The 24,716-nt window shown below is 39.3% G+C and carries 23 protein-coding genes; 12 read left to right on the top strand and 11 right to left on the bottom strand.

Annotation, left to right across the window (positions count from 1 at the left end):
- The first annotated feature begins 3 nt into the window (after nucleotides 1-3).
- From ADHAQ_RS0102715 to ADHAQ_RS0102690, 6 genes are all read left to right on the top strand, one after another.
- Nucleotides 4-630 carry a peptidylprolyl isomerase gene (locus tag ADHAQ_RS0102715; RefSeq protein WP_026461617.1) on the top strand — a complete coding sequence of 209 codons (627 nt, stop codon included), beginning with the start codon at nucleotides 4-6 and terminating at the stop codon, nucleotides 628-630.
- Between the two features lie 56 nt (nucleotides 631-686).
- Complete coding sequence (gene rfbD, locus ADHAQ_RS0102710) at nucleotides 687-1,547, top strand: dTDP-4-dehydrorhamnose reductase (protein WP_026461616.1); 861 nt, start codon at nucleotides 687-689, stop codon at nucleotides 1,545-1,547.
- 46 nt (nucleotides 1,548-1,593) lie between these two features.
- Nucleotides 1,594-2,499: a dTDP-4-dehydrorhamnose reductase gene (gene rfbD / locus ADHAQ_RS0102705; RefSeq protein WP_026461615.1), complete on the top strand. Its 906-nt coding sequence runs from the start codon at nucleotides 1,594-1,596 to the stop codon at nucleotides 2,497-2,499.
- Between the two features lie 40 nt (nucleotides 2,500-2,539).
- Nucleotides 2,540-3,490 carry a ComEA family DNA-binding protein gene (locus tag ADHAQ_RS0102700; RefSeq protein WP_026461614.1) on the top strand — a complete coding sequence of 317 codons (951 nt, stop codon included), beginning with the start codon at nucleotides 2,540-2,542 and terminating at the stop codon, nucleotides 3,488-3,490.
- Nucleotides 3,491-3,554: 64 nt separating this feature from the next.
- Nucleotides 3,555-4,412, top strand: coding sequence for an NHL repeat-containing protein (locus ADHAQ_RS0102695; protein WP_026461613.1), 858 nt, complete (start codon nucleotides 3,555-3,557; stop codon nucleotides 4,410-4,412).
- A gap of 82 nt (nucleotides 4,413-4,494) precedes the next feature.
- The gene (locus ADHAQ_RS0102690) at nucleotides 4,495-5,370 is read left to right on the top strand and encodes an SDR family oxidoreductase (RefSeq protein ID WP_026461612.1); all 876 of its coding nucleotides are present in this window, start codon (nucleotides 4,495-4,497) and stop codon (nucleotides 5,368-5,370) included.
- A gap of 52 nt (nucleotides 5,371-5,422) precedes the next feature.
- Here the strand turns inward: ADHAQ_RS0102690 and ADHAQ_RS0102685 are convergent, their stop codons facing one another.
- Nucleotides 5,423-7,045 carry a hypothetical protein gene (locus ADHAQ_RS0102685; RefSeq protein WP_157433331.1) on the bottom strand — a complete coding sequence of 541 codons (1,623 nt, stop codon included), beginning with the start codon at nucleotides 7,043-7,045 and terminating at the stop codon, nucleotides 5,423-5,425.
- Nucleotides 7,046-7,351: 306 nt separating this feature from the next.
- On the opposite strand from ADHAQ_RS0102685, the gene ADHAQ_RS0102680 reads away from it, so the two are divergent.
- The gene (locus ADHAQ_RS0102680) at nucleotides 7,352-7,543 is read left to right on the top strand and encodes a cold-shock protein (RefSeq protein ID WP_026461610.1); all 192 of its coding nucleotides are present in this window, start codon (nucleotides 7,352-7,354) and stop codon (nucleotides 7,541-7,543) included.
- 89 nt (nucleotides 7,544-7,632) lie between these two features.
- Here ADHAQ_RS0102680 and ADHAQ_RS0102675 read toward each other — a convergent pair whose 3' ends face one another.
- The 8 genes from ADHAQ_RS0102675 to rsfS all read right to left on the bottom strand — a co-directional run bounded on the left by ADHAQ_RS0102675 (nucleotide 7,633) and on the right by rsfS (nucleotide 15,679).
- Nucleotides 7,633-8,685: an endonuclease/exonuclease/phosphatase family protein gene (locus ADHAQ_RS0102675; RefSeq protein ID WP_034256530.1), complete on the bottom strand. Its 1,053-nt coding sequence runs from the start codon at nucleotides 8,683-8,685 to the stop codon at nucleotides 7,633-7,635.
- Nucleotides 8,686-8,715: 30 nt separating this feature from the next.
- Nucleotides 8,716-9,192, bottom strand: a complete 477-nt coding sequence (locus tag ADHAQ_RS0102670; RefSeq protein ID WP_034256528.1) for a gliding motility lipoprotein GldH — start codon at nucleotides 9,190-9,192, stop codon at nucleotides 8,716-8,718.
- Complete coding sequence (locus ADHAQ_RS24350) at nucleotides 9,189-10,394, bottom strand: PSP1 domain-containing protein (RefSeq protein ID WP_071781085.1); 1,206 nt, start codon at nucleotides 10,392-10,394, stop codon at nucleotides 9,189-9,191. The genes ADHAQ_RS0102670 and ADHAQ_RS24350 overlap by 4 nt, the downstream gene beginning before the upstream one ends.
- A 431-nt stretch (nucleotides 10,395-10,825) precedes the next feature.
- Complete coding sequence (locus ADHAQ_RS0102660) at nucleotides 10,826-11,656, bottom strand: hypothetical protein (protein ID WP_157433330.1); 831 nt, start codon at nucleotides 11,654-11,656, stop codon at nucleotides 10,826-10,828.
- A complete protein-coding gene (locus tag ADHAQ_RS0102655; RefSeq protein WP_026461606.1) occupies nucleotides 11,646-12,416 on the bottom strand; it encodes a UDP-2,3-diacylglucosamine diphosphatase in 771 nt (256 codons plus the stop codon). The genes ADHAQ_RS0102660 and ADHAQ_RS0102655 overlap by 11 nt, the downstream gene beginning before the upstream one ends.
- Nucleotides 12,400-13,050 (bottom strand): LutC/YkgG family protein, encoded by a 651-nt coding sequence (locus ADHAQ_RS0102650; RefSeq protein ID WP_026461605.1) that lies wholly within the window; start codon nucleotides 13,048-13,050, stop codon nucleotides 12,400-12,402. The genes ADHAQ_RS0102655 and ADHAQ_RS0102650 overlap by 17 nt, the downstream gene beginning before the upstream one ends.
- Before the next feature lie 23 nt (nucleotides 13,051-13,073).
- Nucleotides 13,074-15,233: an ATP-dependent zinc metalloprotease FtsH gene (gene ftsH, locus ADHAQ_RS24345; protein ID WP_084523711.1), complete on the bottom strand. Its 2,160-nt coding sequence runs from the start codon at nucleotides 15,231-15,233 to the stop codon at nucleotides 13,074-13,076.
- Nucleotides 15,234-15,298: 65 nt separating this feature from the next.
- Nucleotides 15,299-15,679, bottom strand: coding sequence for a ribosome silencing factor (rsfS, locus tag ADHAQ_RS0102640; protein ID WP_026461604.1), 381 nt, complete (start codon nucleotides 15,677-15,679; stop codon nucleotides 15,299-15,301).
- Between the two features lie 40 nt (nucleotides 15,680-15,719).
- On the opposite strand from rsfS, the gene ADHAQ_RS0102635 reads away from it, so the two are divergent.
- From ADHAQ_RS0102635 to rlmB, 5 genes are all read left to right on the top strand, one after another.
- Nucleotides 15,720-16,487, top strand: coding sequence for a biotin--[acetyl-CoA-carboxylase] ligase (locus ADHAQ_RS0102635; protein WP_026461603.1), 768 nt, complete (start codon nucleotides 15,720-15,722; stop codon nucleotides 16,485-16,487).
- A 291-nt stretch (nucleotides 16,488-16,778) separates the two neighbouring features.
- Complete coding sequence (locus ADHAQ_RS27055; protein WP_051359675.1) at nucleotides 16,779-17,384, top strand: T9SS type A sorting domain-containing protein; 606 nt, start codon at nucleotides 16,779-16,781, stop codon at nucleotides 17,382-17,384.
- Between the two features lie 125 nt (nucleotides 17,385-17,509).
- Nucleotides 17,510-20,476, top strand: coding sequence for a protein O-mannosyl-transferase family (locus ADHAQ_RS0102625; protein WP_026461602.1), 2,967 nt, complete (start codon nucleotides 17,510-17,512; stop codon nucleotides 20,474-20,476).
- 112 nt (nucleotides 20,477-20,588) lie between these two features.
- On the top strand, nucleotides 20,589-21,806 hold the full coding sequence (locus ADHAQ_RS27050) for a GWxTD domain-containing protein (protein ID WP_051359674.1): 1,218 nt from the start codon (nucleotides 20,589-20,591) through the stop codon (nucleotides 21,804-21,806).
- Nucleotides 21,776-22,585: a 23S rRNA (guanosine(2251)-2'-O)-methyltransferase RlmB gene (gene rlmB / locus ADHAQ_RS0102615; RefSeq protein ID WP_026461601.1), complete on the top strand. Its 810-nt coding sequence runs from the start codon at nucleotides 21,776-21,778 to the stop codon at nucleotides 22,583-22,585. The genes ADHAQ_RS27050 and rlmB overlap by 31 nt, the downstream gene beginning before the upstream one ends.
- Before the next feature lie 54 nt (nucleotides 22,586-22,639).
- Here the strand turns inward: rlmB and ADHAQ_RS0102610 are convergent, their stop codons facing one another.
- Together ADHAQ_RS0102610 and ADHAQ_RS0102605 are read right to left on the bottom strand one after the other, a co-directional pair.
- A complete protein-coding gene (locus tag ADHAQ_RS0102610; RefSeq protein WP_026461600.1) occupies nucleotides 22,640-23,719 on the bottom strand; it encodes a mannose-1-phosphate guanylyltransferase in 1,080 nt (359 codons plus the stop codon).
- Entirely contained in the window at nucleotides 23,719-24,690 is a 972-nt protein-coding gene (locus tag ADHAQ_RS0102605) for a KpsF/GutQ family sugar-phosphate isomerase (RefSeq protein ID WP_026461599.1), read from the bottom strand. The genes ADHAQ_RS0102610 and ADHAQ_RS0102605 overlap by 1 nt, the downstream gene beginning before the upstream one ends.
- Between the last annotated feature and the right edge of the window lie 26 nt (nucleotides 24,691-24,716).

The following is a 24,716-nucleotide window of genomic DNA, read 5'->3' as shown; positions in this document are numbered from 1 at the left end:
TATATGAAAAGAAAATTCTGGCCAGGTTTAGCAGGGTTATTTTTACTTTGGTTACCATTGTTCTCGCATGCCGCCCCAAAGCCTTCAAAAAAAGATAGGTTGGTAACCATTTCTACCCGATTGGGAGAAATGAAATTAATATTGTTTGACCAGACGCCTAAGCATAAAGCCAATTTCCTGAAGTTAGCTAAAGAAGGTTTCTATAATGGCACTACTTTTCATCGGGTTATTAATAATTTTATGATTCAGGGAGGAGATGCTAATTCTAAAGATACTGATCCTTACAACGATGGCACAGGCGATATAGGTTATCGGATACCGGCAGAAATATGGCCTACTCTTAAACATGTGCGAGGTTCAGTGGCAGCAGCCCGCAATAATAATCCACAGAAAGAATCAAGCGGTTCGCAATTTTATATTGTTGAAAACCACAATGGTACGCCTCACCTGGATAATAATTATACTGTTTTTGGTCAGGTTATAAGTGGGTTGGAGGTAATTGATAAAATTGCTGAAGAACCAAAGGAAATGATGGATAGACCTACTACTCCAATTCCGATGACCGTAAAGGTAGAAAAACTTAAAAAGAAAAAAATTACCAAGCTTTACGGCTATGCTTATGGAAGTTAAAGCCTCCAGCAGTAAAGAAGCAAATAAATAGAAGTACTCCTGTTTTAAATTTATTCATGAAGAACGTATTAGTATTTGGTGGCTCAGGTCAGTTAGGGCAATGCCTGGAGTTGGCAGCAAAGGAAAAGCATATTTCAGGTATTTACTTTTTACCGGAAGAGCAAGCCAATATTCTGGAAGAGGCGCTGTTACGGCAAACATTTGAGCAATATCAGCCTGCTTACATCATTAACTGTGCGGCCTATACTGCCGTTGATAAAGCCGAAGACGAAGTAGATATTGCCCGTAAGGTAAACCGGGACGGGGTGGAAAACCTGAGTAAGCTGTGCCAGGAGTTTGATGCTACGCTTATCCATATTTCTACTGATTTTGTTTTTGCCGGCAACAGCTACTTACCATTAACCGAAACCGACGAGGCAGCTCCTATCAGCATCTACGGGTTAACCAAGCTGGAAGGCGAGCAGGTAATAGGCCAGTACCTCTCTAACTATTTTATTCTGCGCACCAGCTGGCTTTATTCTGAGTACGGCAACAACTTCGTGAAAACGATGCTGCGCCTGGGCAAAGAAAGAGACGAGCTGAAAGTGATCTGGGACCAGATTGGCACACCTACTTATGCCATTGACTTAGCCGGTTGTATTCTGCAGATAATTCAATCCGAAAGCACCGCCTATGGCATTTATCATTACAGCAACGAAGGAGTAGCTTCCTGGTATGATTTTGCCAAAGCTATTTTTGAATTAGCGCATGTACCTGTTAAAGTTATACCCATACGTACTGCTGAATATGTAACCAAAGCTACGCGTCCGGCTTACTCGGTAATGGATAAAGCTAAAGCAAAGCAGCAGCTAAACCTGCTTATCCCGCATTGGCGCGAAAGTTTAATTGTGTGCTTAGCCAGATTAGAGAATAAATAACTTTCATATAGGCCTTTTGTGATAAGGTATTAGTTGAACTACGTTTATGCGCAAAAAGATTTTAATTACTGGCTCTAATGGGCTGTTGGGGCAAAAATTAGCTCACCTACTTATACACAATGCCAATATAGAGTTAATTGCTACTTCCCGTGGACCAAACAAACTTGCCCAACTCTTACCGGAGTTAAATTTTAGGTCATTAGATGTAACAGATGGTGATGAAGTAGAACAATTAGTTGCAGCAGAAAAACCAACTCATATTATTCATACGGCTGCCCTTACCCAAATAGATGAATGTGAAGTAAACCAGGAAGCTTGCTGGAAACTAAACGTAGAAGCGGTTCAGCATCTGGTAGAGGCTTGTGAAAAACATAATGTGCATTTAGTGCATCTTTCCACCGATTTTGTGTTTGATGGCGAAAGCGGTCCTTATTCAGAAGAAGCGGTGCCTAATCCTATAAGTTACTACGGGAAAAGCAAAGTTGCTGCAGAAGAAATTGTAAAAAGTAGCTCCTGCCAATGGGTTATTCTTCGCACAGTTTTGGTATATGGTATCGTCCACAATTATGGCCGGTCCAATATAGTTACCTGGGTAAAAAGTAGCCTGCAAGAGAATAGAATTATTCAGGTAGTAAGCGATCAAATCCGAACCCCAACTTTAGCGGAGGATTTAGCGATGGGTTGCTGGTTAGTTGCAGAAAAAGGGGCAACAGGTATTTATCATATTTCGGGTAAGGAAGTACTTACGCCTTATGATATGGCCCTACAGGTAGCTGAGTATTTTAAATTAGATAAAGCATTAATCAAAAAAGTAGATGCTTCCACCTTTTCCCAAACAGCAAGGCGTCCGCTTCGTACAGGTTTTGATATAACCAAAGCAGAGCAGGATCTTGGTTACAGGCCACATACTTTTACAGAAGGCATAGCGGTGGTAGCAAGCCAAATGCAGTAATTAACCATATTAAATATGTAGCAAAGTAGCGCACAGGAATATGAAAAAAGCCAGGTTCTGGATTCGGCGCTATTTTGGATTTTCGCAGCGCGAAACCAATGGGTTTCTGGTATTACTGTTAATAAGCTTTCTGGCAATTGTAATTCCTTTAGTTTATGATCCTGAACCAGACTTCTATGACCTTTCAGCAGATCAGGCTTTGCTGGATAGTCTGGCAATTCAGTTGGATAAAAACCGTTCAATTCCCCGGTCAGAAACGATTCATCCTGATACTGCCCCAGCGGGAAATTTTAAACTACATAAATTTAATCCTAATACCACAACCTTAGAGGAATGGCAGGAGCTAGGGGTTCCTAAACACGCTGCCCAAAACATTATAAAATACCGTGAAAAAGCAGGAGGCTTTACTTATAAAGAGCAGCTTCAGAAAATTTATGGTTTGCCCCTTGCGGTTTATAATCGGCTGTATCCATTTCTGGATTTACCAGACGCAACTGTTTATTTCAATGGTAAAGAAACTTCTCCTAGACTACCTAATACAAATAAATCTACCGCAGGCAATACTAATAGGATTCGTGCTGGTTTTAAATTGGAACCTTTCGATTTGAATGCTGCCGATACCGTTCAGCTTAAAAAAATAAGGGGTATTGGTTCAAAGCTTTCTGCCCGTATTGTTAAGTTCAGAGAAAAATTAGGCGGCTTTGCTGATGAGCAACAAGTAAAAGAGGTATATGGCCTTTCTCCAGAGGTGATAGATAGTCTGCACAAATATACTTTTATCCAGCAGAAGTTTATTCCTAAGCAAATATCCATCAACACGGCCTCTTTTGAGGAGTTGCGCACTCATCCATATATAGGATTTAATCTGGCTAAATTAATAATTGCCTACCGTACCCAGCATGGGACTTTTAAACAAGTAGAAGATCTAAGAGCTATTAAAATCCTTGAGGAGAAGCAATATCAGCGGTTAAGACCTTATATTCAACTTTAATCTTATTAAATATCTTTTACTTAATAGATATAATCTGCGTATAGGCACATTAACTTAATATGCTATGCTAAAGGAAAATTTAATTTACGTTTACGTCTTTTTTCATACAATTTTTTGTGGTTGCTCCATAGATAAGCGGCGGGAAGATTTTGAAATTCGGCCCAAGGATTATAAAGTGGAGCAGGTGGGCAAAATGGCTAAAGAAGAAGTAATGGAGAACTCAGGCTTCGCAATTACTGAAGATGGTAATCTATGGACACATGCCGATGGAGGAAATTTACCTGTATTATACAAAATAAATACTGCCGGCAAATTATTAGCGACCGTTGAAATACCTAACACAACCAATATTGACTGGGAAGATTTAGCCAAAGATGACCAAGGGAATATTTACATTGGTGATTTTGGAAATAATGGCAATAAGCGGCAAAACCTGCGGATTTTCCGGGTTAAAGAAAACAATGTAAATCAAGTAGATACAATTCTGTTTCATTATGCTGATCAAAACGATTTTCCGCCTAAAAAATCAGATCGGAATTTTGATTGTGAAGCCTTTTTCTTCCATAAAGGAAATTTATATTTGTTCTCGAAGGACCGGGGGAAAACCGAGACGGTGAAGGTATATAAAGTGCCTGCTCAGCCTGGTAAGTACGAAGCCAAGGTGATTGATGAAATTCAGATAAGCACACAGATTACAGCCGCTGATATAAGCCCGGATGGGAAGCGCATGGCTTTGCTCGGATATGGCAATGTGTATCTGTTTGATATTGAGGGTGAGAAATTTTTTGATGGTAAAAAATATTGTATCCCAGTAGGAAAGTCAGGGCAAGCAGAAGCAATGGTTTTCCTGAACAACACCGACTTTATATTTAGTAACGAAGCTGGTAAAATATTTAAAGCATTAAAAAAGGAAAATAAATGATTCTTCTGACTTCTTAGGAGTAATCTTTTATCTCAATAAACCATAAGCTTATTTCTGCTTTCTAAGCACGTAAACAAAAACTATGAAAGACACCATTTTAGTAACCGGCGCTACCGGTACTGTCGGAAGCGAGGTAGTGAAGGCCCTTTCTGGAGAAGATGTAAATGTAAGGGCTGGCGTTCATTCTTTAATCAAAGGAGATCCTTTAAAGGCCTTCCCAAATGTAGACCTGGTACATCTGGAATTTGAAAACCCAGAGTTATTAAAAGTAGCCTTTACCGGAGTAACAAAAGTATTTCTGGTAACTCCTTTTACTCAAAATCAGCAGGAGGTAGCAAAAAAAATGATAGATGCCGCAAGGGAGGCCGGCGTTAAACAAATTGTACGTTTATCGGCGGCCGGAGCAGATGCCCAGCCAGGCATTCAATTAGGGAGATGGCATCGTGAAGTAGAAGAATATCTAGAGCAAGCAGGAATTTCATTTACCATATTACGACCTGCCAGTTTTATGCAAAATTTTGTTCATTATTCCGGCGAAACTATCCGCAATAACAATGGGGTATATATGCCCTTGGGACTTGGTAAAGTAGGTTATATAGATGTGAGAGATATTGCAGCCGTAGCCAGAATAGTCTTAACACAATCGGGGCATGAGAACAAAATTTATGAGCTTACCGGGCCGGCGGCCATTTCGGTTAATGATGTGGCCCATGCTTTTACCCAAGCCACTGATAGATTAATTACTTATGTGGATGTACCAGAAGAGGCAGCAGCAGTAGCGATGCGCCAGCACCACATGCCTGAATGGATGGTACAAGCTATGCTGGAATTATACAGTATTTGTAAGGCTGGTTATGCCGCTCAGGTTACCAATACAGTAGCAGAAATTACGGGTACGCCCCCACGATCTATAGATGAATTTGCGCAGGATTACGCAGAAGCGCTTATACCAAAGTAAATAAAAAAGGCTTCCTGATTAGCAGGAAGCCTTTTTTATTTACTAAAAATAATTAATCATCCAAGTGATTATCACCCCGATACTTTTCTTCTTGCCGGTTACGGTCATTGTTTTGATTACGGTTTGAACGGTAATTACTTTCGTAGCCCTCATACCTATTTCGGTAATCATTTTGGTCATTATCAAAACCACTCTGCCAACGGCTCCTGTCATCATAGGAAGAAGAATTATCATAGCCTCCTCTGTATTGGGAGTAGCCTCTTTCACGGGCCGGCCGGTAACCATGGTCATCATAATAATGTGAGCTGTAATTACTACCTCCCTGGTTGTTCTGGTTTCCCTGCGATCCACGCTGATCGTTGGATGGACGATACTCATCATTGTAGGAACCGCCTCGGGAACCAAAGCCGCCTTGTTGATTGTACCCGCCCTGGCGGTCCTGGTTGGAGCTATAGCCTCTTTCGTTACCTTGTCCATCATGCCAGCCACTCATGCCGCTGCCCCGATACGTTTCGTGGTGACGTTGATCGTTGCTGGTCCGGCCGTAGCCCCCACGGTTACTGCCGTAATCATTGTAGCGGTCCTGGCCCTGATCTTGGTTGCGTTGTCTGTCCTGGTAGCGATTTAGATTGTTGTAGTCACTATTCCAGTGATCTTCCTGGCGATAGTTAGGAGAAGCCTGGTAGTTGTTGTTATAGTCCTGATAGCGGTTTCTGTCCCCGTAGCCCCCCGATTGATCATTTCGGTCATAGCCTCCCCGTTGGTCATAGCGGTTTGACTGATAATTGTTAGAATCCCCGTACCCGGCTTGGCGGTTACCCTGCTGCCCGTAGCTGCCAAAGCCTCCGCGGGCAGGAGACTGGTAGCCACTGCCTTCGTTATCAAAAGCTTCATAGCCATAGTTGCCGCGTTGGCCATAGTTTTGGTTCCGGCCAGCGTAAGAGTTCTGGTCATAATTACCCCGGAAGTTTTGACCGGATTGTCCATAGTCGGTGCGTTGGCCAAATCCCTCATCGTAATTATACGGGTCATCATAGTCGCCCTGATGGCCATAGCTACCACCTTGGTTTCCCCAACTGCCCCTTTGGTCAGTAGTATAGTTATCACGGTCGTTATAGCTTTGGCTGCCTAAATTTCCATGAACATTTTTATCGTTGTTGCGATCCTGATTTTCGGAAGTTGTTCCTACATTCAGGTTATTCCGGTTAAACTCATCCTTAGTAGGCTGATTAGAATTGCTGTTATTAGGAGGAGTTTTTCCGGTTGTTATATCCTTGGTAGAAGAGGATGGTGATTTATCTTTATTTGAAGATTTGCTTTCTTTTGTTTCTGGTTTTGATGCTTTTGCTGAACTGCTGGTTTTGCCTTTATTTCCAATTGCTGAACCCTGAGTAGTAGAATAATCTGAACCCATTGTTTTTTCAGATCCTGTTTTATTAGAGCTACTTTTATCTGTGGAGGCAAATTTTGGGGTGTTATTGGCAGTTTGGCTTCCGGCGGTGTTTTCTGATGTACCGGAAGTTATGGTAGAAGCGGAGCTTCCTCCAATGTTACTGCTTAGGTTATTCAGGGTATCATTATTTGGAAAATTGTTACCCTGTCCTGTTTTATTATCTTTTGATTCAGCAGATGTATTAGCGGTTCCGGCAGCCTGATCTTTTTTGTTCTCTTCCATAAGTTTTATCATTTAGGTGAATAACTGTTTAGTCCGGCAGAACTAGCATTATTTTAGGTAAATCTGCCGGGGCATAAGCACTCTGTTTTGGAAATAAATAAGTATTAAGGATATACGGGGAACCTTTTGATGTAGTTTATAGGTTAGTAGAATAAGGAACAGAAGCGGGTGTAAATCATCAAAAAAAATAATTTAAAATATTAGCTGATTTTAATAACCTTATTTGAAAACTTCTGTATAAGGCATCATTAGGTTTCTACTATTTTAACACCTATCTTTGTTCCATTATTTATTATCAATTTTTTTATGAAAACAGGTAAAGTAAAATTCTACAACGAATCAAAAGGATTCGGCTTCATCATTGCTGATGACACAAACCAAGACATCTTTGTTCATCAGTCAGGCCTAGTTCACGAGATTCGTGAAAATGACAGAGTATCTTTTGAAGTTACAGAAGGTAAAAAAGGTTTGAACGCGGTTAACGTAGAAAGAATCTAATTCCCCTAAAAATATAACCCATTGCGTCTTTAAAGACGATTGTTATTAATTTTTGTCCCGTTTAGCTAAGCTAAACGGGATTTTTTGTTTTAACCCTCTTCCTTAACCCGATCAATTAATTCCTGTGCTTCCGCCTTTTCTTCTTCATCCGCTACAGGTATTTCATGCTCGTCAGCTTCAAGTGGTTCATAATTCAGCCTGATCAGAATAGGGAAGTGGTCTGAACCAAACTTAGATAAACGTTTCATCCTTATCAGCCTAAAAGCCGGATCATAAAAGATATGGTCAAGGGAGTATCGAAAGAAAGGAATCAGCGCATTATAAGTATTATAAAACCCCCGGCCAATCCGGGGATCTAGCAACCCACTAATTTTTTTAAATAAGGTTGTAGTATAAGACCAGGCTACGTCATTTAAATCTCCGGCAACTATAGAGGCATAGGGAGATGCTTTGGCTTCTTTGGCAACCAATAATAATTCTGCTTCCCGGGTATCTGTATTTTTATTAAAATGAGGCGGTTGGGGATGTACCGAGAAAAAATCGAAACGTTTGCCAGTAGGTAGTTCTATAATGGTATAAAAAGAAGGAATACCTTCTTCCACTAAAAAGCGAATTTGTTTTTCAACCAGCTTAAACTTACTAAAGAACATCATCCCGTAAGTATTATCTAATGGGCATTTAATGCAATAATGAAATACATCATCTAAAACTTTTAGTTCTTTTGCCCATTTATGATCAGGTTCGTTAATTAGCAAAATATCCGGATCTGTGTCGCGTACTACTTTCAGAAACTTATCATAGTTAGTATTAGACATCCTCACATTGGCAACCACGATGCTAAAAGAATTTTTAGGAGCTTTTATTTTGCTTCGTAAGGCTTGAACTGGTACAAGGAAGGTAAATTTATATACGTGCAGCACCTCTATTATTAGGGCCGCCAGTAAAAGCAATACAAATAGTTTTTCTACTACAGTATTTATATCATAAAGCCAGGTATAGCTAATGAGAACCAGAGCCGCAAAAATTCCTACCTGCACCCGGGGGAAATCTAATACTCTAATCCACCAGTAATGGGATTTGATAAGAGGCAATAAAGAAAAGAGGATCATTAATGATCCTATTACTTCTAGTGTAAATTTCATATAGTCCTGTTGCAGATTCGGGTATAGTCCCTATTCAGCAATAGCAACTTTTATGCCCACTGCCATAATACCCGGTAAAGGGTTTTTACGCATATATTGGGTGAGCCGGATATTATATTTCCCCTCTTTTGAAAATTTTTGATTTTTAATTGCCAGAAAGGTATGATCAAAGATATCACCGGCGCCACTTCCTAGTGGTTCGCCGGTTTTTCTATCCATTAAATACATCTCGTGAAGCCGGGTATAAAGTATTTGCCCATCCGGATCGGTTAGAGTTTGGCTTACGTAAAGGTTATAAAACTCGTAACTTAAAACGTTCCGGATATTAAAATAAATATTGTAGCTCTTAGACGTATCTTTAATTTCAAAATCAAATGATTTCTTGTCTTCAATCCGCCAGTTATTATTAGCAAGATCTATATTTTCTTCGTACACCCGGTTATTATCGCAGGCACTTAAGAAAAAGGTAAATAAAGTAATCAGGACAGCAAAGAACTGTTTCCTCATCCGTTAGCAGGTTTATCAGGTCTGGGTTTATTGTTTTTAAAATGCCGCTTGTACTTCTTTTTAGGGTCGGCTGGTGCCGTTGGTCTGGCCTCTCCTTTAGGTTGTGCAGTTTTGGCCTCCGCTTGTTTAGGAGCCGGAATTTGCTTTTGAACTGAAACAGAAACTGATTGAATAAGACCCGCTAATGCCGGAGCCTGAGGGCTCTTATTTTTCTTTTTCTTCTTTTTCTTGTTCTTATATTTCTCGTCGAGATGCTCCAGATTGCCTTCTAATTGAGCCGTTAATTCTGCTTTTTTCTGCTGCTCAGTTTTTTCATCTGCAAGCAGCGAACTAACTATTATGCCTTGGGCATTAAGCTCCAGAATTTCCTTTACCCGTTCTACCGGCGCCGGATACCAGTTATTATCGTTCCGAAAGCCAAACCACATAATCCGTTTAAAGATATCTGTTTTTTGCAGTACAGCCTCACCCTTTTGTAATTGTATAGGCTTGCTAACAGTAGGTATATCTTTTAAAGCATCCAGATAAGTTTCCAATTCGTAATTGAGACAGCATTTTAACCGCCCACATTGCCCGGAAAGTTTACTTGGATTTAAAGATAAGTTTTGATAACGAGCAGCCGTAGTGGAAACACTTTTGAAATCAGAAAGCCAGGTGGAGCAGCAAAGTTCCCGCCCACAAGAGCCAATGCCTCCCAAACGGCCTGCTTCGTGGCGCAAGCTAATTTGGCGCATTTCAATCCGGATTTTAAATTCTTCCGCCAGCTTTTTTATTAAATCCCGAAAATCAACGCGATCATCAGCTGAATAATAAAAAGTAGCTTTGGAACGGTCAGCCTGGTACTCCACATCGGAAAGTTTCATTACCAGTTTTAACTCCTGAATAATGGTACGGGCCCGGTACATAGTACGGCTTTCCAGGTCCTGAATACCTTCCAGTTTTTCCAGGTCTTTCTCATTGGCAATCCGGTAGATACTACGAATTTCTTCGTTATTATCTACCTTTTTCTTTAACATTTGCAGACGTACTAGTTCTCCTTTTAAAGATACATGACCAATATGATAGCCATTAGGAACATCTACCACCACCGGATCCCCGGTAGTTAAGTTTATACTATTTATATTTTTGAAAAAATCTTTCCGACCGCCTTTAAATCTAACTTCTACAATATCGAATTCTTCAAAAGAAGTTGGAAGATCCATATCGCTAAGCCAGTCAAAGACGTTTAATCGGTTGCACCCTCCGGTACTACAACCGCCGTTGCTATTGCAGCCCTTCGAGCTGCAACCGCCACTAGAACATGAATTACATCCCACAGTAACCTTATATATAGTTAATTCTTGTTTTCTTTGTTATGGTAGAAGACAAATATACTAAAATCTCCTACATTGGGTAATTTTCTCTTAGGAAAATGCACCTATTGTAAAGCTAAACAATAATAGTTAGCTCTTCTTTATACATATTTTATTCTTAAATAATTCTCTTATGCAGATAACGCAATGAAAAAAGGCGCAATAAATGTTTGGAGAGCTGTTTTGAAGATCTCTTTTCCTTTTAAGGGAGAATGGATATAGAAGTAAAATATAAATAGACTTCAGGTAGAAGGCTATTTTTAATATAAGGCAGGAAGAACTTATTTGTTAATCTTATAAAGGTCTAAACTGTTCCCGGAAACAAGATATAAGAAGGAATCTCCAACTAATGCCTGCAGGTAGGGCTTATTGGCAGGAAGATTAAAGGTTCGTTGCTGTTGCGTGTAAAGATTAAAAAAAACTAATTGACCGTCTTTGAGATAATAGCCTTCATCCCCTTTGAAACCAAGATAGGATAACCCGGTAAGGGGGAGTCGCTTCTTGTAATTCCCCATATTATCAAAAATATAAATTCCCGACAGCCTGTCGACGATATATAAATTATTCTGATACTCCCGCATAAAGCGGATATCGTTCTGGTTAGGGTTCAGAATTTGGTTTAGTGGCGCTCGGGAAGCAGCATTGGAAAAACGGATATCAAATTTACTTAAAGTAAAATCACTTTCATTTAAGAACCAGATTCGATCATCGTTGGAAATGGTGGCCATTTTAATGATACCGCCCTCTGTTATATCGGATAGCCGGGTAGAAGAAATCGGTGTCAGGAAACGATCTAATATTGTAACCTGTTGCCGGTCGTCGTAAAAGAGAAGTATTTTAGTAACATTCCAGGCTTCTATTAATGCTAAATGTCCCTGTGTAGGAGGGGAAAAAACTTGGAGTTGGTTGCCTAGCGAATCCAGTTTGAATACATTGTTACGCCGGTCAGATACATAAATATTGTGAAGCCGGTCTATAGAAAGGGTTCCAAACCGATCAACTGGAGTGGAATTTAGAAGCGTTAGTGTTTGGGCCGCTGCATGGGGAGACTGAACTCCTAATAAACATAGGAACGCAAATTGTAATAAAATATAGCTTACCTTATTCTTCAAAGTATTTAAGGTGTACTGCTTTTCCGTCATATTCAGCATAGGAGCAAAAATTGACCCATTCTCCTAGATTTATATATTGGCTGCTCTCGTTTATGGCAACGTTTAGCGGTAAGTGGCGGTGACCAAAAATGTAATAATCATGGTGCGAGTGCTGCTCCATATCTGTACAATAAATAACCAACCACTCTTTACCAGGTTTATAAACTTCTTCTACTTTTGTATTCCTGATTCTACTTTTCCGGGACCAATAATTAGCTACGCCAATGCCAAAGTTAGGGTGAATACGCGCGAACATCCATTGAGAAAGCTTACTGGAAAATATTTGCTTCAAAAATTTGTATGTATAGTCTTTTGGTCCCAGACCATCACCATGCCCTATGTAAAACTTCTGACCATTTATTTGAATGGAAACTGGTTTTCGGAGTACAGGAATATTTAACTCTTCTTTAAAGTAGTTAAACATCCACATATCATGATTTCCGGTAAAAAAATAAATAGGAAGACCATTATCAGCCAGTTCAGCTAATTTTCCTTGTAGTCGCACAAAACCTTTTGGTATGGCATGGCGGTATTCGAACCAAAAATCAAAGATGTCGCCAACCAAGAAAAGCATTTCTGCATCCTGCTTAATCGCATCCAGCCAACGCACAATTTTTTTTTCCCGGGCTAAACTACTGGCTGCATCCGGAACACCTAAGTGGAAATCGGAAGCAAAATAAATTTTTTTACCAGGTGTAAGGTGATTAATGGGGGGTATCATCAATCAAGAATAGAATTAATTCTTTTGGGCCGTGAGCTCCTAAAACTAATGTTTTTTCAATGTCGGCGGTACGGCTTGGGCCACTTACCAAAGAAACCATAGACGGAAATTTCTGCCCGTATTTTTCTTTTACAAATTGCAGTCCGTCCTTTATATCTGAGTAGAGCTGAGACGCAAATGCCACCGTTAAATGTTTTTCCGGATAAATATTTAACCGACGACCACTTTCAGTAGCACCGCTTACCAATAAACTACCGGTTCGGGCTATTAAGGCTTCGCAGGTAGTGAGACCGGCATCGGCCGCTTTAATAAAGTCTGTTTCATCTTCAGTAAAAACAATGCCACCCGCATGTAACTTTTCTTTTAATTCTTCTTCCCAGACATATAGATTATTGATTCCTTTTTCCTTTTTAAATAAAAAAAGTTGGTCGTAAAAATCTTCTTCTGATTCGCAGTAAATGAAAACGCCCCCGTTTTTTACAAAGTTGGTAGCAAAAACAATGGACACATCATCAACCGGATCGGGATGAATAGGAATGGAAAAGTCGGGGGTAGGAGGAATAAAAGGCGCTGGTTTAGCCAGCGCCTCTCTTATTTTCCCTAAAATAATATCTTTTGATCTTGGTTCGTACATTCCTGTATCAGCAGGCTTTAAAATTATACATCAAAAGAATAAGTAGAGCCAGGAGTAGCTCCTTCATTTTCTTCTACTTTCTTAGAGGCTTCCGGATCGTTATCCTGCGTGGAAGTATTTTTGCCTGCAGGGCCATCCCCGGAAGCACTATCAGTTCCAGCAGCATTATTACTTAAATGAGCTCCTGCATGTTGTTCTACTTCGCTTAAGGTCTTGCTACGATCAGTACCGGCGGTATGAGCCTGGTAAGTAGTTAAGGCTGCAAAAGGTCGTTGTCCTACTAAACGTTCTAAATCGGTTTGAAATAAAATTTCCTTTTGTAATAATTCCTGCGCTACTGTTTCCAGTTCATTAGCCTTGTTGCGTAGTAAATCTCTTGTTCGGTCATAAGCCGCCTGAATAATCTTGCGAACCTCATCATCAATGGTTTGAGCCGTTGCCTCTGAGTAAGGTTTGCTTGTAGAATATTCATTTGCACCTTTTGAGTCATAGAAAGATATATTCCCAATCTTCTCATTCATACCGTACATAGTAACTATGCTGTATGCCATTTTAGTAATCCGCTCTAAATCGCTAAGGGCACCAGTAGATATTTTGCCAAAAACCAATTCTTCGGCAGCTCTACCCCCTAAGGCCATACACATTTCGTCGATTAATTGCTCAGTGGTGTACAGAAATTGCTCTTTTGGCAAATACTGTGCGTAACCTAAGGCGGCAATACCACGTGGCACAATACTTACTTTAACCAACGGGTCGCAGTGCTCCAGGAACCAACCGGCAATAGCATGGCCAGCTTCATGGTAAGCAACAATACGTTTTTCTTCTGGTGAAATAATTTTGTTTTTCTTTTCTAAACCACCAATTACTCTGTCTATAGCATCATTGAAATCCTGCATTTCCACCTGCTTCTTATCTCGGCGGGCTGCAATCAGTGCGGCTTCGTTACAAACGTTGGCAATTTCGGCACCGGCAAAACCAGGTGTTTGAGCTGATAACTTTTTCGCATCTATATCATTGGCTAATGCTAATGGAGCTAAGTGTACTTTAAATATTTCAGTTCGGCCTACAATGTCTGGTTTATCAATACTAATTTGACGGTCAAAACGTCCTGGGCGCAATAAAGCAGCATCCAAGGTATCTGGACGGTTGGTAGCAGCCAAAATAATTACCCCGGAATCAGTAGCGAAACCATCCATCTCTACTAAGAGGGAGTTTAAGGTATTTTCACGTTCATCGTTACCACCTGGCATATTGCCACGGCTACGAGAACGACCAATAGCATCAATCTCATCAATGAATATAATACAAGGCGCTTTAGCTTTAGCTTGCTTAAAAAGGTCGCGAACCCGGGCTGCACCCACACCCACAAACATTTCCACGAAGTCGGATCCGGACAAGGAGAAGAACGGAACGTCAGCTTCGCCGGCAACGGCTTTGGCTAATAACGTTTTACCGGTACCCGGAGGGCCAACCAGTAATGCTCCTTTAGGAATTTTACCCCCCAAAATAGTAAACTTAGCTGGGTTTTTTAAGAATTCAACAATTTCCTGAATTTCCTCTTTTGCTTCTTCCAGGCCGGCAACATCTTTAAAAGTAATTTTTACTTTGTTTTCGGCATCAAATAAAGCTGCTTTTGATTTACCAATGTTGAATATCTGACCACCGGCGCCACCAGTGGTTACGCGGCGCATCAGGAACCAGAAACCAAACAGCATTATCAAAATAAAGCCCCAGTTAACAAAGAATTCTGAGAATCCGGTGCGTTCTTCTATGCTATAGCCAATGCGCTGGTCTTGTGGTATTTTCTCCTGAATTTTATCTAAGTCTTGTTTAAAGCCTTCGCCAGAGAAAATAGGTAAATGAAACTGAGGACCCTGCTCCAAGGCAAAAGCACCCCGGCTAGGTAAAATATTCTTGTATTTTTCGTTTTGCAACGCTGATTGGCTAAGTGTTACCTCAACCACTCGTTTATTCACAATAACAACCAGTTTTTCTACATCATGGCTAATTACCATTTCTTCAAACTGTTGCTGGTTAATCTGAATAGTAGAATTGCTTCTGTTAAAATAAGCAATCCCAAATATCAAAAATACCAAAGCGGCCAGCACCCACATTTGCATAGTTGGGCGCGGCGGCGTAGGCGGTAAATTAATTTTCTTTTTTTTCGGTGTTTTATCTGACATGAATATTAATTTTCAATAGATTTAAACAGGTTTAAGCTCAAAATGTTGAGATACGAAACAAAGATTTATTGGGTATCGGATTCGATAAAACGTACTGGTGCATCGCCCCAAAGTTCTTCTAAAGCATAAAACTGACGCTTATCTTTCAGGAAGATATGTACCACCACATCTACGTAATCCAATAAAATCCATTCTTTATTTGTACGGCCTTCACTTTGCCAAGGATTTTGCTGAGTAATTTTAAATACTTCCTCTTCCACAGAACGGGCAATTGCATCCAGCTGGGTGTCGGAATTTGCTGAACTAATTACAAAATAATCAGAAACAGCGTTATTTAAGGATTTAAGGTCAATAACACAAATGTCAGATGCTTTCTTTTCCTGCATTCCTTTCACTATAAGCTCTGCCAATATGTCTGAATTGCCTTTAATCTTCGTTTTTTTCATTTGGTATAACTAAATTTGAAACACAATATTATAAAATTCTTTGCACAATATAGCGCCCTCAACCCTTTTTACTGGACATCAGCTGGTATATTTGCCAGAATGTGACTCCACTAATAGTGTAGCCCACGAACTTATTATCAAAAATAAAGCCACAGAAGGCTGTGTCGTAATAACCGACAGGCAAACCCAAGGTCGGGGCCAGCGGGGTAATTCCTGGGAGGCAGCGCCAGGCCAGAATATTACCCTTTCAGTTATTCTTAAACCAAACTTCTTAAACCTAAATTTTCAGTTTTACCTTAATATTAGTGTAGCTCTGGCTGTATTAGATTTTTCTAAACAATTTTTACCGGAATTACCAGGAAATGTTAAGGTAAAATGGCCAAACGATATATATTACGGAAATTATAAGCTTGGGGGTATACTGATAGAAAATACTATTAGCGGTCATTTTTTACAACAAAGTATCATTGGAATTGGTTTAAATATAAATCAGATTTCTTTTGCTTATCCTAATGCCACATCCTTAGCCAAAATCACCGATAAACAATATAACCTAGGCTATACTATAGAAAAGTTATTGGAATTTATTGAGGCCCGTTATTTGTTGCTCAAGGAAGGTAAAATGGAGAAATTACGATTCGATTACTTTCAAAATTTATTCCGGTACCAGGAAAATTATTTTTATAAAAAAGATGATGAAATCTTTTTAGGTAAAATATTAGGAGTAAATGAACAGGGGCAGCTTGGTTTACAAATTAACGAAGAGGTAAAGTATTTTAATTTTAAAGAATTAAGCTACATTATCTAAAGTAAGCAGGAATTATGCTTAACCATATACTATTGTGGTGGTATCTTAAATATTTTTAGTATCTGGTAGTTTTCACTTATTTACTTCACCTTTTTTAAAAGCTTATGTTTGTTTTTAAATTAGGTATGGTATTTGTTACTATTTTCAAGTAATTGAGATAGTAAAAGTGCCTTTCTGTAGTGCAGCTTAACTAATCGAAAATATTTCCCGGTAATTTATTATAAAAAATAAAAAAAAATGTATATTTGGCCTTTTAGAAAGAGCCCGTGTGTGCATACTAAAGTATATGATATGAAGACTTTTACAAAACATTTGCTTGCTGTTACACTTTTGGTTGCTTATTTTTCTGGATACGGAGCTACAAAAAAGTTTGGTACTAGCAATGATGGAGTATATATACCCAAAACTCCAGTTGTTACTCAAAACGATTTAACTATGTGGATAGGGAAGTCTGTTACTAAGTTTGCTTCCACTTATAAATCTGGTTTAGAATGGTCGGTTTTGCATAAAAGTTTGTCTAAGAGTTTAACGCTGCCTAAATATTATCCTTATAATAATTTTACGGCTAATTCTTCTTCCAATTCTATGGTGGGTATCAATATGATTAATTCTGCTATGGCATGGGATGAGGGAAAGTTTAAGCCATCACTTAATGCTTATCCAAATCCGTCTAAAGGAAAAATAACTATTTCTCTGGCTCAGGCAACGGATGCTATATATAAAATAACGGTTTCTAATACTATTGGTCAGGTTATTAAAACTATTAAAGTCCCGGAAACCGGTCATAATTCAGACATTACTGTTGATTTATCTGCCTATCCGGCTGGTGTTTATTTCTATAGCTTATTAGTTAATGATAAGATGGTAGAGACCAAACGTTTAATCCTGCAGCAATAACAAAATCAGAACTTATTATATATAGCCGACCTCTTTAGGCCGGCTATTTTTTTGAATAAATTTTAAGGCCTTTCTTGTATAAAAAGTAATTTTCTTAATTTCGGGAATTATTTTGAAATTCTTTTATGAGTAATTATAATAGACTGAATAACATTGTTGGTTGGGTAGTATTTATTATTTCGACTGTAGTTTACGGAAGTACGCTAGAACCTACTGCTAGTTTTTGGGATGCCGGGGAGTTTATTGCCTGCTCCTATAAATTGCTGGTACCGCATCCGCCCGGGGCGCCTTTGTATTTACTAATTGGCCGGATTTTTTCCATGTTTGCCGGCGATAACGTTTTGCTGGTTGCGCCTTTAGTAAACTTTTTATCAGCTTTAGTAAGTGCGGGAACCGTATTGTTCCTGTTTTGGACCATTACTATTCTAGCTAAAAAAATTATACTTAAAGGTGCTGCCACCACGCTAACTACCGGTCAAGCTCTGTTAATACTGGGTAGTGGATTTGTAGGTGCATTAGCCTTTACTTTTAGCGATTCTTTCTGGTTTTCGGCGGTAGAAGCAGAAGTTTACGGGATGTCTTCCTTTTTTACGGCTTTTGTCTTTTGGGCTATGCTACGCTGGGAAGGCCGTTCCGAAGAGGTGTCTTCTGATAAATGGTTGATCTTAATTGCTTATATGGTGGGTTTATCTATTGGGGTCCATTTATTAAATCTATTAGCAATTCCGGCATTAGCATTTATATTTTATTACCGCAGACAGCAGAAACCATCTCGTAAGGGCGCCCTTTTAACTTTTATTATAAGTGCTGTAATTGTAGGTATAATTCTCTGGGGTATCATTCCTGGCTTGCCTTCCATAGCTGGTAATTTTGAGGTGTTTTTTATTAATAATATTGGTTTACCATTTGGTAGCGGTATTATTATTTTTCTCTTATTATTTATTACGGTTATTGTTTTCGGGTTCCGTTATTCTTTCAAGCACAGCAACCGCTACTTAAATACAGCCTTACTTTGTCTGGTATTTATACTAATTGGGTATTCTTCTTATTTAATCATACCCATCCGGTCTGGGTATGATCCTACTATTGATGAAAATGACCCAGGTAATATTGTAAACTTTGTTTCTTACCTGAAACGGGAGCAGTACGGCGATAGGCCTTTGCTATATGGACCACAATTTACGGCTGAGGTTATTGATCAGGAGCCAGGCCCGCCACGATATATTAAAGGAAAAGAGAAGTACGAAGCTGTTGAAGGATCGCCAAAGCCTATCTATGATCCGAAGGATATGGCTTTGCTGCCCCGGATTTACAGTAATCAGCCGCAACATATACAAGAGTATAAAAAGTGGGTTTCTATTCAGGAGAATCGAAAGCCTACAATGGGCGAAAATTTATCCTTCCTGTTTCGGTATCAATTAGGGCACATGTATTGGCGGTATTTTCTTTGGAATTTTGTAGGAAGAGAAAGTGACGTTCAAAATTCAGGTATCATCTGGTTATCAGAATCGACAAAGAATTTGCCGGAAAGAATTGCCAATAGCAAAGCGCGCAATAATTTTTACATGTTGCCTTTGCTTTTGGGTATTATTGGTTTGATTTATCAAATCAGAAAAAGCGAACGTGATGCATTTATTGTAGGTTTGTTATTCTTTTTTACCGGTATTGCTATCGCTTTATATTTAAATCAGCCGCCAATAGAGCCAAGAGAACGGGATTATACCTTTGCAGGCTCCTTCTATGCTTTTGCTATTTGGATTGGTTTAGGTGTACTGGGATTAGCAGAATTCCTGAAAAGATTTATTAAAGCAGATGTGGCACGAGCTGCTTTGGTAACTCTACTTTGTTTAAGTGTTCCGGCTGTTATGGCGGCACAGGGGTGGGACGATCACGACCGGTCTAACCGGTATAATTCTATTGACTCGGCAAAGAACTTGTTAAGCTCCTGTGCACCGAATGCTATTTTATTTACTAATGGAGATAACGATACCTTCCCTTTATGGTATGCGCAGGAGGTAGAAGGTTTCCGGACAGATGTTAGGGTAGCCGTACTAAGTTATTTAAATACCGATTGGTACGTTGACCAAATGAAGCGACAGTCTTATAAATCTGAACCACTGCCTATTTCGCTGGAAAATGAAAACTACCGCCAGGGTACAAACGATTATCTGCCATATGTAGAGCGGGCTCAGGTAAAAGCCGGAATGGATTTAAAGCAGTACATTAGTTTAGTTAAACAAAATCACCAGGTATTACAGGTAGCTGCTCAGAATGCTAAACCATTTTTATCTTTCCCAACTAAGAACTTTATTTTACCAGTAGATAAAGAAGCGGTTATCAAATATAATGCTGTTCCCAAAGATCGGCAGGAGCAAATTGTAGATCAATTGGAATGGAATGTTGGTAAATCAGGTCTGGAGAAAAAGCATTTAATTATCCTGGACATTTTAGCCACCAACAATTGGGAACGACCTGTTTATTTCTCGTCTACGGTTAGCTCTTCTGATTATTTAAACTTAACACCGTACTTCCAGCTGGAAGGATTAGCTTTCCGGATAGTACCGGTGAAAAACCCTGATCAGGAAGCAGAAGGATATGTGCACAAAGGCCTCATGTACCATAACATGATGACTCAGTTTAGCTGGCGCAATTTAGATAACCCTAACATTTTTTATGATGAAAGTTACATTAGTCAACTGCCGCCAAATACCCGGGAAAAATTTTATCGTTTAGCAACTGCTTATTTAATGGACGGCGACAAGGCCACAGCCAAAAAAGTAATGGATCATTGCTTTACGGTAATGCCGGATAAATCTATTCCGTACGATTACTATACGCCGCAATTTATTGAGCCTTTAATGATGGTAGGCGATGAGAAAAGAGCCATGGAGATTTTAAATGTTATGGCTGATCGTTCTACTAAAGCATTGGCTTATTATACCAGCATTTCTAACGGACAATTATTTGAGCGGGAACTGCAAACCAACTTTATGATTTTGCAGCAGCTTGTACTAGCTTCCCGAGCCCTAAACTTAAAAGAAAAATCAGCTGAGTTAGAGCAGATTTTTATGAAGTATTACGGCAACAGATAAAGCATAAAAAAAGCCGGTCTAATAAGAACCGGCTTTTTTTATGCTAAAGCGGCTCTTAAAATCGTATGTTAGATAAAAGATTAAATACTGAGGAATAACATTGGTAAATTAAATGAAGCATACTATTTTACCTTTCTTATTTGTTGTATTTTCTGCTTGTATTCCCAGGCAGGCCCTTTATCAGCAAAGCGTTGATTTTATTTATAGCCATGCCACCAATATAGCCTATGATACCAAGGCAGAAGGCGATAGCTTGCGGATATTCCTGAAATTTGCTGATCTAACACTTTTCCAGAACACGCCAAAATCTCAGGTAAAACTCTCTTATAAATTAACTACTAATAATGTAAAATCTGAAGTTATTCGGCAGGATACAGTAGCTGATTTTTTCAGTCGGTTAAAATCAGAAGAAAGTTATTACTGGATTAGTTTTACCATTCCGGTAATAAACTTTATACCTCCGGGAGTAGTAAACTTGCAGCTAAAACACAGCACTGACGAAAAAGATATATTATATTTTAAAGTTCCTTTATCCAAAGGTACCTTAAATCAGAAGTTCTATTTTTCAGGACCAGCTACTGCCATCCCATTGTTCCGGCAATATGTCAATAACTCGGAGAGTTTTAGAATAGAAGGTTCAAGTGACAATAACAGCATTCAAGTAAAACAATATGCGGCAGAATTTGGGCCGGCCATTCCTCCTTTTTCATTAACGGGTAAGGTCGTTGCGCCTACTATGGACATTATTCAAGCTACTGAAGCACCCGTTGATACCATTATTAGTTTACATAATGCGGGTTTATATTTAATTGGAAATGGAGCCGATAGCAAAGGTCTGTTGGTTGGGGAAAATAACTTTCCTTTTTTAAATACGGCCAAAGAATTAATTGAGCCGTTGGTGTATATGACCAGTGCCGCCGAACGCGAGAAGTTATATAAAGCCTCAGAACCTAAAAAGGCCCTGGATCGTTTTTGGTTAGATATTGCTCAACAAGATAAAAATTTGGCTAAGCGGCTAATTAAGGTGTTTTACACGCGGGTAGAAGAAGCAAATCAGTTTTTCTCATCGCACAAGGCTGGTTGGTTGTCGGATAGAGGCATGATGTACATAATTTTTGGTAAACCAGATATAGTCAATAATCGGCTTAATGTTGAGGAGTGGACGTATACCCGCAGACAATCAAGGGGTACAGAATTAAAATTTAATTTCATTAAAAAACCCAATACCTTTACAGAAAATCATTACGAACTGGTTCGGCGTCCGGATTATGAGTTTGTATGGTACAGCACCGTCGAAAAATGGAGAAAAGGAATTATTCAAGAGGAGTAAATTTTAGGGCACCACGTAGTGAGAGTGCCGAAAAAATTGAAATGATTTTTGGCTTACGGCCCATTCTGGAAGCATTAAATGCTGGCAAAGGATTGGAGCGCATTTACTTGCAAAAAGGTCAGAAAAACAGCATAACCCAGGATATAACAGAACTGGCCCATCGTGCTAACGTACCGGTAGCTTTGGTGCCACCTGAAAAGCTGGATACACTTACCCGTAAAAACCACCAGGGGGCGATAGCTTATTTAGCTGCTATTACCTATATGCCGCTGGATAATATTGTGGCTGATATTTATGAAAAAGGTAAGGTGCCCTTATTATTGATTTTGGATCGGATAACTGATGTCCGGAATTTTGGTGCCATTGCCCGCAATGCAGAGTGCTTGGGAGTAGATGCTATTGTAATTCCGAGTAGAGGAGCCGCTCAGGTAAACGGAGATGCTTTAAAAACATCGGCAGGAGCGCTAAATGTAATTCCGGTTTGCCGGGAAAATAATTTAAAGGATACGCTACATTTTTTACAGCAGTCTGGTATTCAGATTGTAGCTTGTACAGAAAAAAGCGATACCGATATTACTTCGTCTCAATTAGATTTTACCGGACCTACGGCTATTTTAATGGGTAGTGAGGAAGATGGAATTTCACCGGAGTACTTAAAGAAAGCCGATGTGCGGGTTAAAATTCCAATGATCGGACAAATCAGTTCGTTAAATGTGTCGGTGGCCAGCGGCATTATGCTTTTTGAAGTACTAAGGCAACGATTAGCTGAAACAAAATAAGAAAGGGCCGGTATACCCGGCCCTTTCTTATTTTGTTTCAGCTGTTTTTAAGCTTTAATTATAGCCATTTCCTTTGTTGGTCTTTACATCAGCCACAAAGTCCTTAACTCTTTGTTCTTCATCTTTTTTGCAGATCATTAATACATTACCGTATTCGGCAACAATAAAGTTATCCATGCCTTGTACCACCACTAAACGGTCTTTGGGAGTTTTAATGATGCAGTCTTTGGTATCGTAAAGCATAACATCACCATCTACCACATTGCCGGCTTCATCTTTCTGGCTAATGCTATATAAAGAGTTCCAGGTGCCTAAATCAGACCAGCCAAATTCGCTCAAAATAACATATACGTTATCAGCTTTCTCCATTATTCCGTAATCAATGGAGATGTTGCGGCAATGAGAATAAGCACGGTTTATAAACTCCATTTCCTGTTCGGTATTTAAACAAGTCTGGCCTTCATTAAATATCTCGGCTATTTCGCCTAAAAATTTATTAAACGCGGCTAGAATGCTTTTTACATTCCAGATAAAGATGCCAGAGTTCCAAACAAAGTCCCCACTGGCTAAAAACATTTGTGCAATTTCCAGATTTGGTTTCTCAGTAAAGGTTTTTACTTTCTTCAGGAGGTTGCCTTCATCTATAAACTGAATATACCCATATCCCGTATCGGGACGGCTAGGGGTGATGCCTAACGTAAGCAATACATCTTCTTTTGCAGCTGCATTTACAGCCTGGTTGATTATTTCTATGAAAGATCTTTCGTTTAAAATAACATGATCAGCTGGTGCAACAATTATGTTGGCATCCGGATTAATTTTAGAAATTTTATAGCAGGCAAAGGCAATAGCCGGGGCTGTATTGCGGCCAATTGGTTCACATAAAATCTGGTTATCAGAGAGTTCAGGTAACTGTTCCTTTACTAAGCTTTTATAATCTGTGTTGGTAACAATAAAAACATTCTCTTTAGGGCAAACCTCCTCAAACCGTTTTACCGTCATTTGAAGCATAGATGAGCCAACGCCTAAAACGTCATGAAACTGTTTTGGATTATTGGTACGGCTAAAAGGCCAGAACCGGCTGCCTATTCCGCCAGCCATGATAACTACAAATGTGTTTTCCTGATTATTCATTAAACTAATCCTTCTTTTAGTAGATCATGCAAGTGTACAAAGCCTGCAAAGTTATCAGATTTTGTTACAACTAATTGCGTAATATTTTTTTCTTGCATTAATGCCAAAGCCGCGGTAGCAAATTCATCGGCATCAATGGTAAGAGGCGAGGCGGTCATGATATCCTTAGCCAGAATATCCTGAATAGATTCATATTTATTTAACATTCGCCGCAAGTCTCCATCTGTAATTATACCAATTAATTTTTTGGAAACCGAATCTAACACAGCGGTAGCCCCTAATCTATTAGATGAAATCTCAATAATGATTTCTTTTAAACTTGCTTTTTCTGTAACGTGTGGTGCCGCATTCTCCGGGTAAATATCGCAAACTTTTAAATAAAGTTGTTTACCCAAGGAGCCACCCGGGTGTAAATTGGCAAAATCCTGCGAACTAAAATGGCGGCTTTCCAATAATGTAACCGCTAAGGCATCACCTAGGGCTAAGGCAGCCGTTGTACTGGTAGTAGGCGCTAAATTGTGCGGACAAGCTTCTTTTTCTATTGTAGCATTTAAAATAAAATCGGCTTGTTGCGCTAAATACGAATCGGTATTGGAAACAAGGGCGGCAAGCTTAGAACCTTTTCGTTTCAATAAGGGCACTAATACCTTTATTTCTGGTGTATTGCCACTTTTGGATATGCAAATAACAAAGTCTTCGGCCTGAATCATACCTAAATCGCCGTGTATGGCATCGGCGGCATGCATGAATAAAGAGGGGGTACCTGTGGAGTTAAGAGTAGCTACAATCTTAGAGGCAATATGAGCGCTTTTGCCAATTCCGGTAACTACTACACGCCCTTTGGTGGCTAAAATAGCCTCCACACAAGAGTCAAAACTCTCATCTAAAAAATCAATCAGTCGATGAATAGAATTTCCTTCTTCTTCTAATACTTTTTTTGCAATTAATTTAAAATTTTTTGGTATATTCAAGTTAAATTTGTGTTAAGAAAAAGAAT

The organism is Adhaeribacter aquaticus DSM 16391 (assembly GCF_000473365.1).
Lineage (GTDB): Bacteria > Bacteroidota > Bacteroidia > Cytophagales > Hymenobacteraceae > Adhaeribacter > Adhaeribacter aquaticus.
Note: the sequence above shows the minus strand (reverse complement) of the source record. Positions and strands in the feature narration are given on the sequence as shown.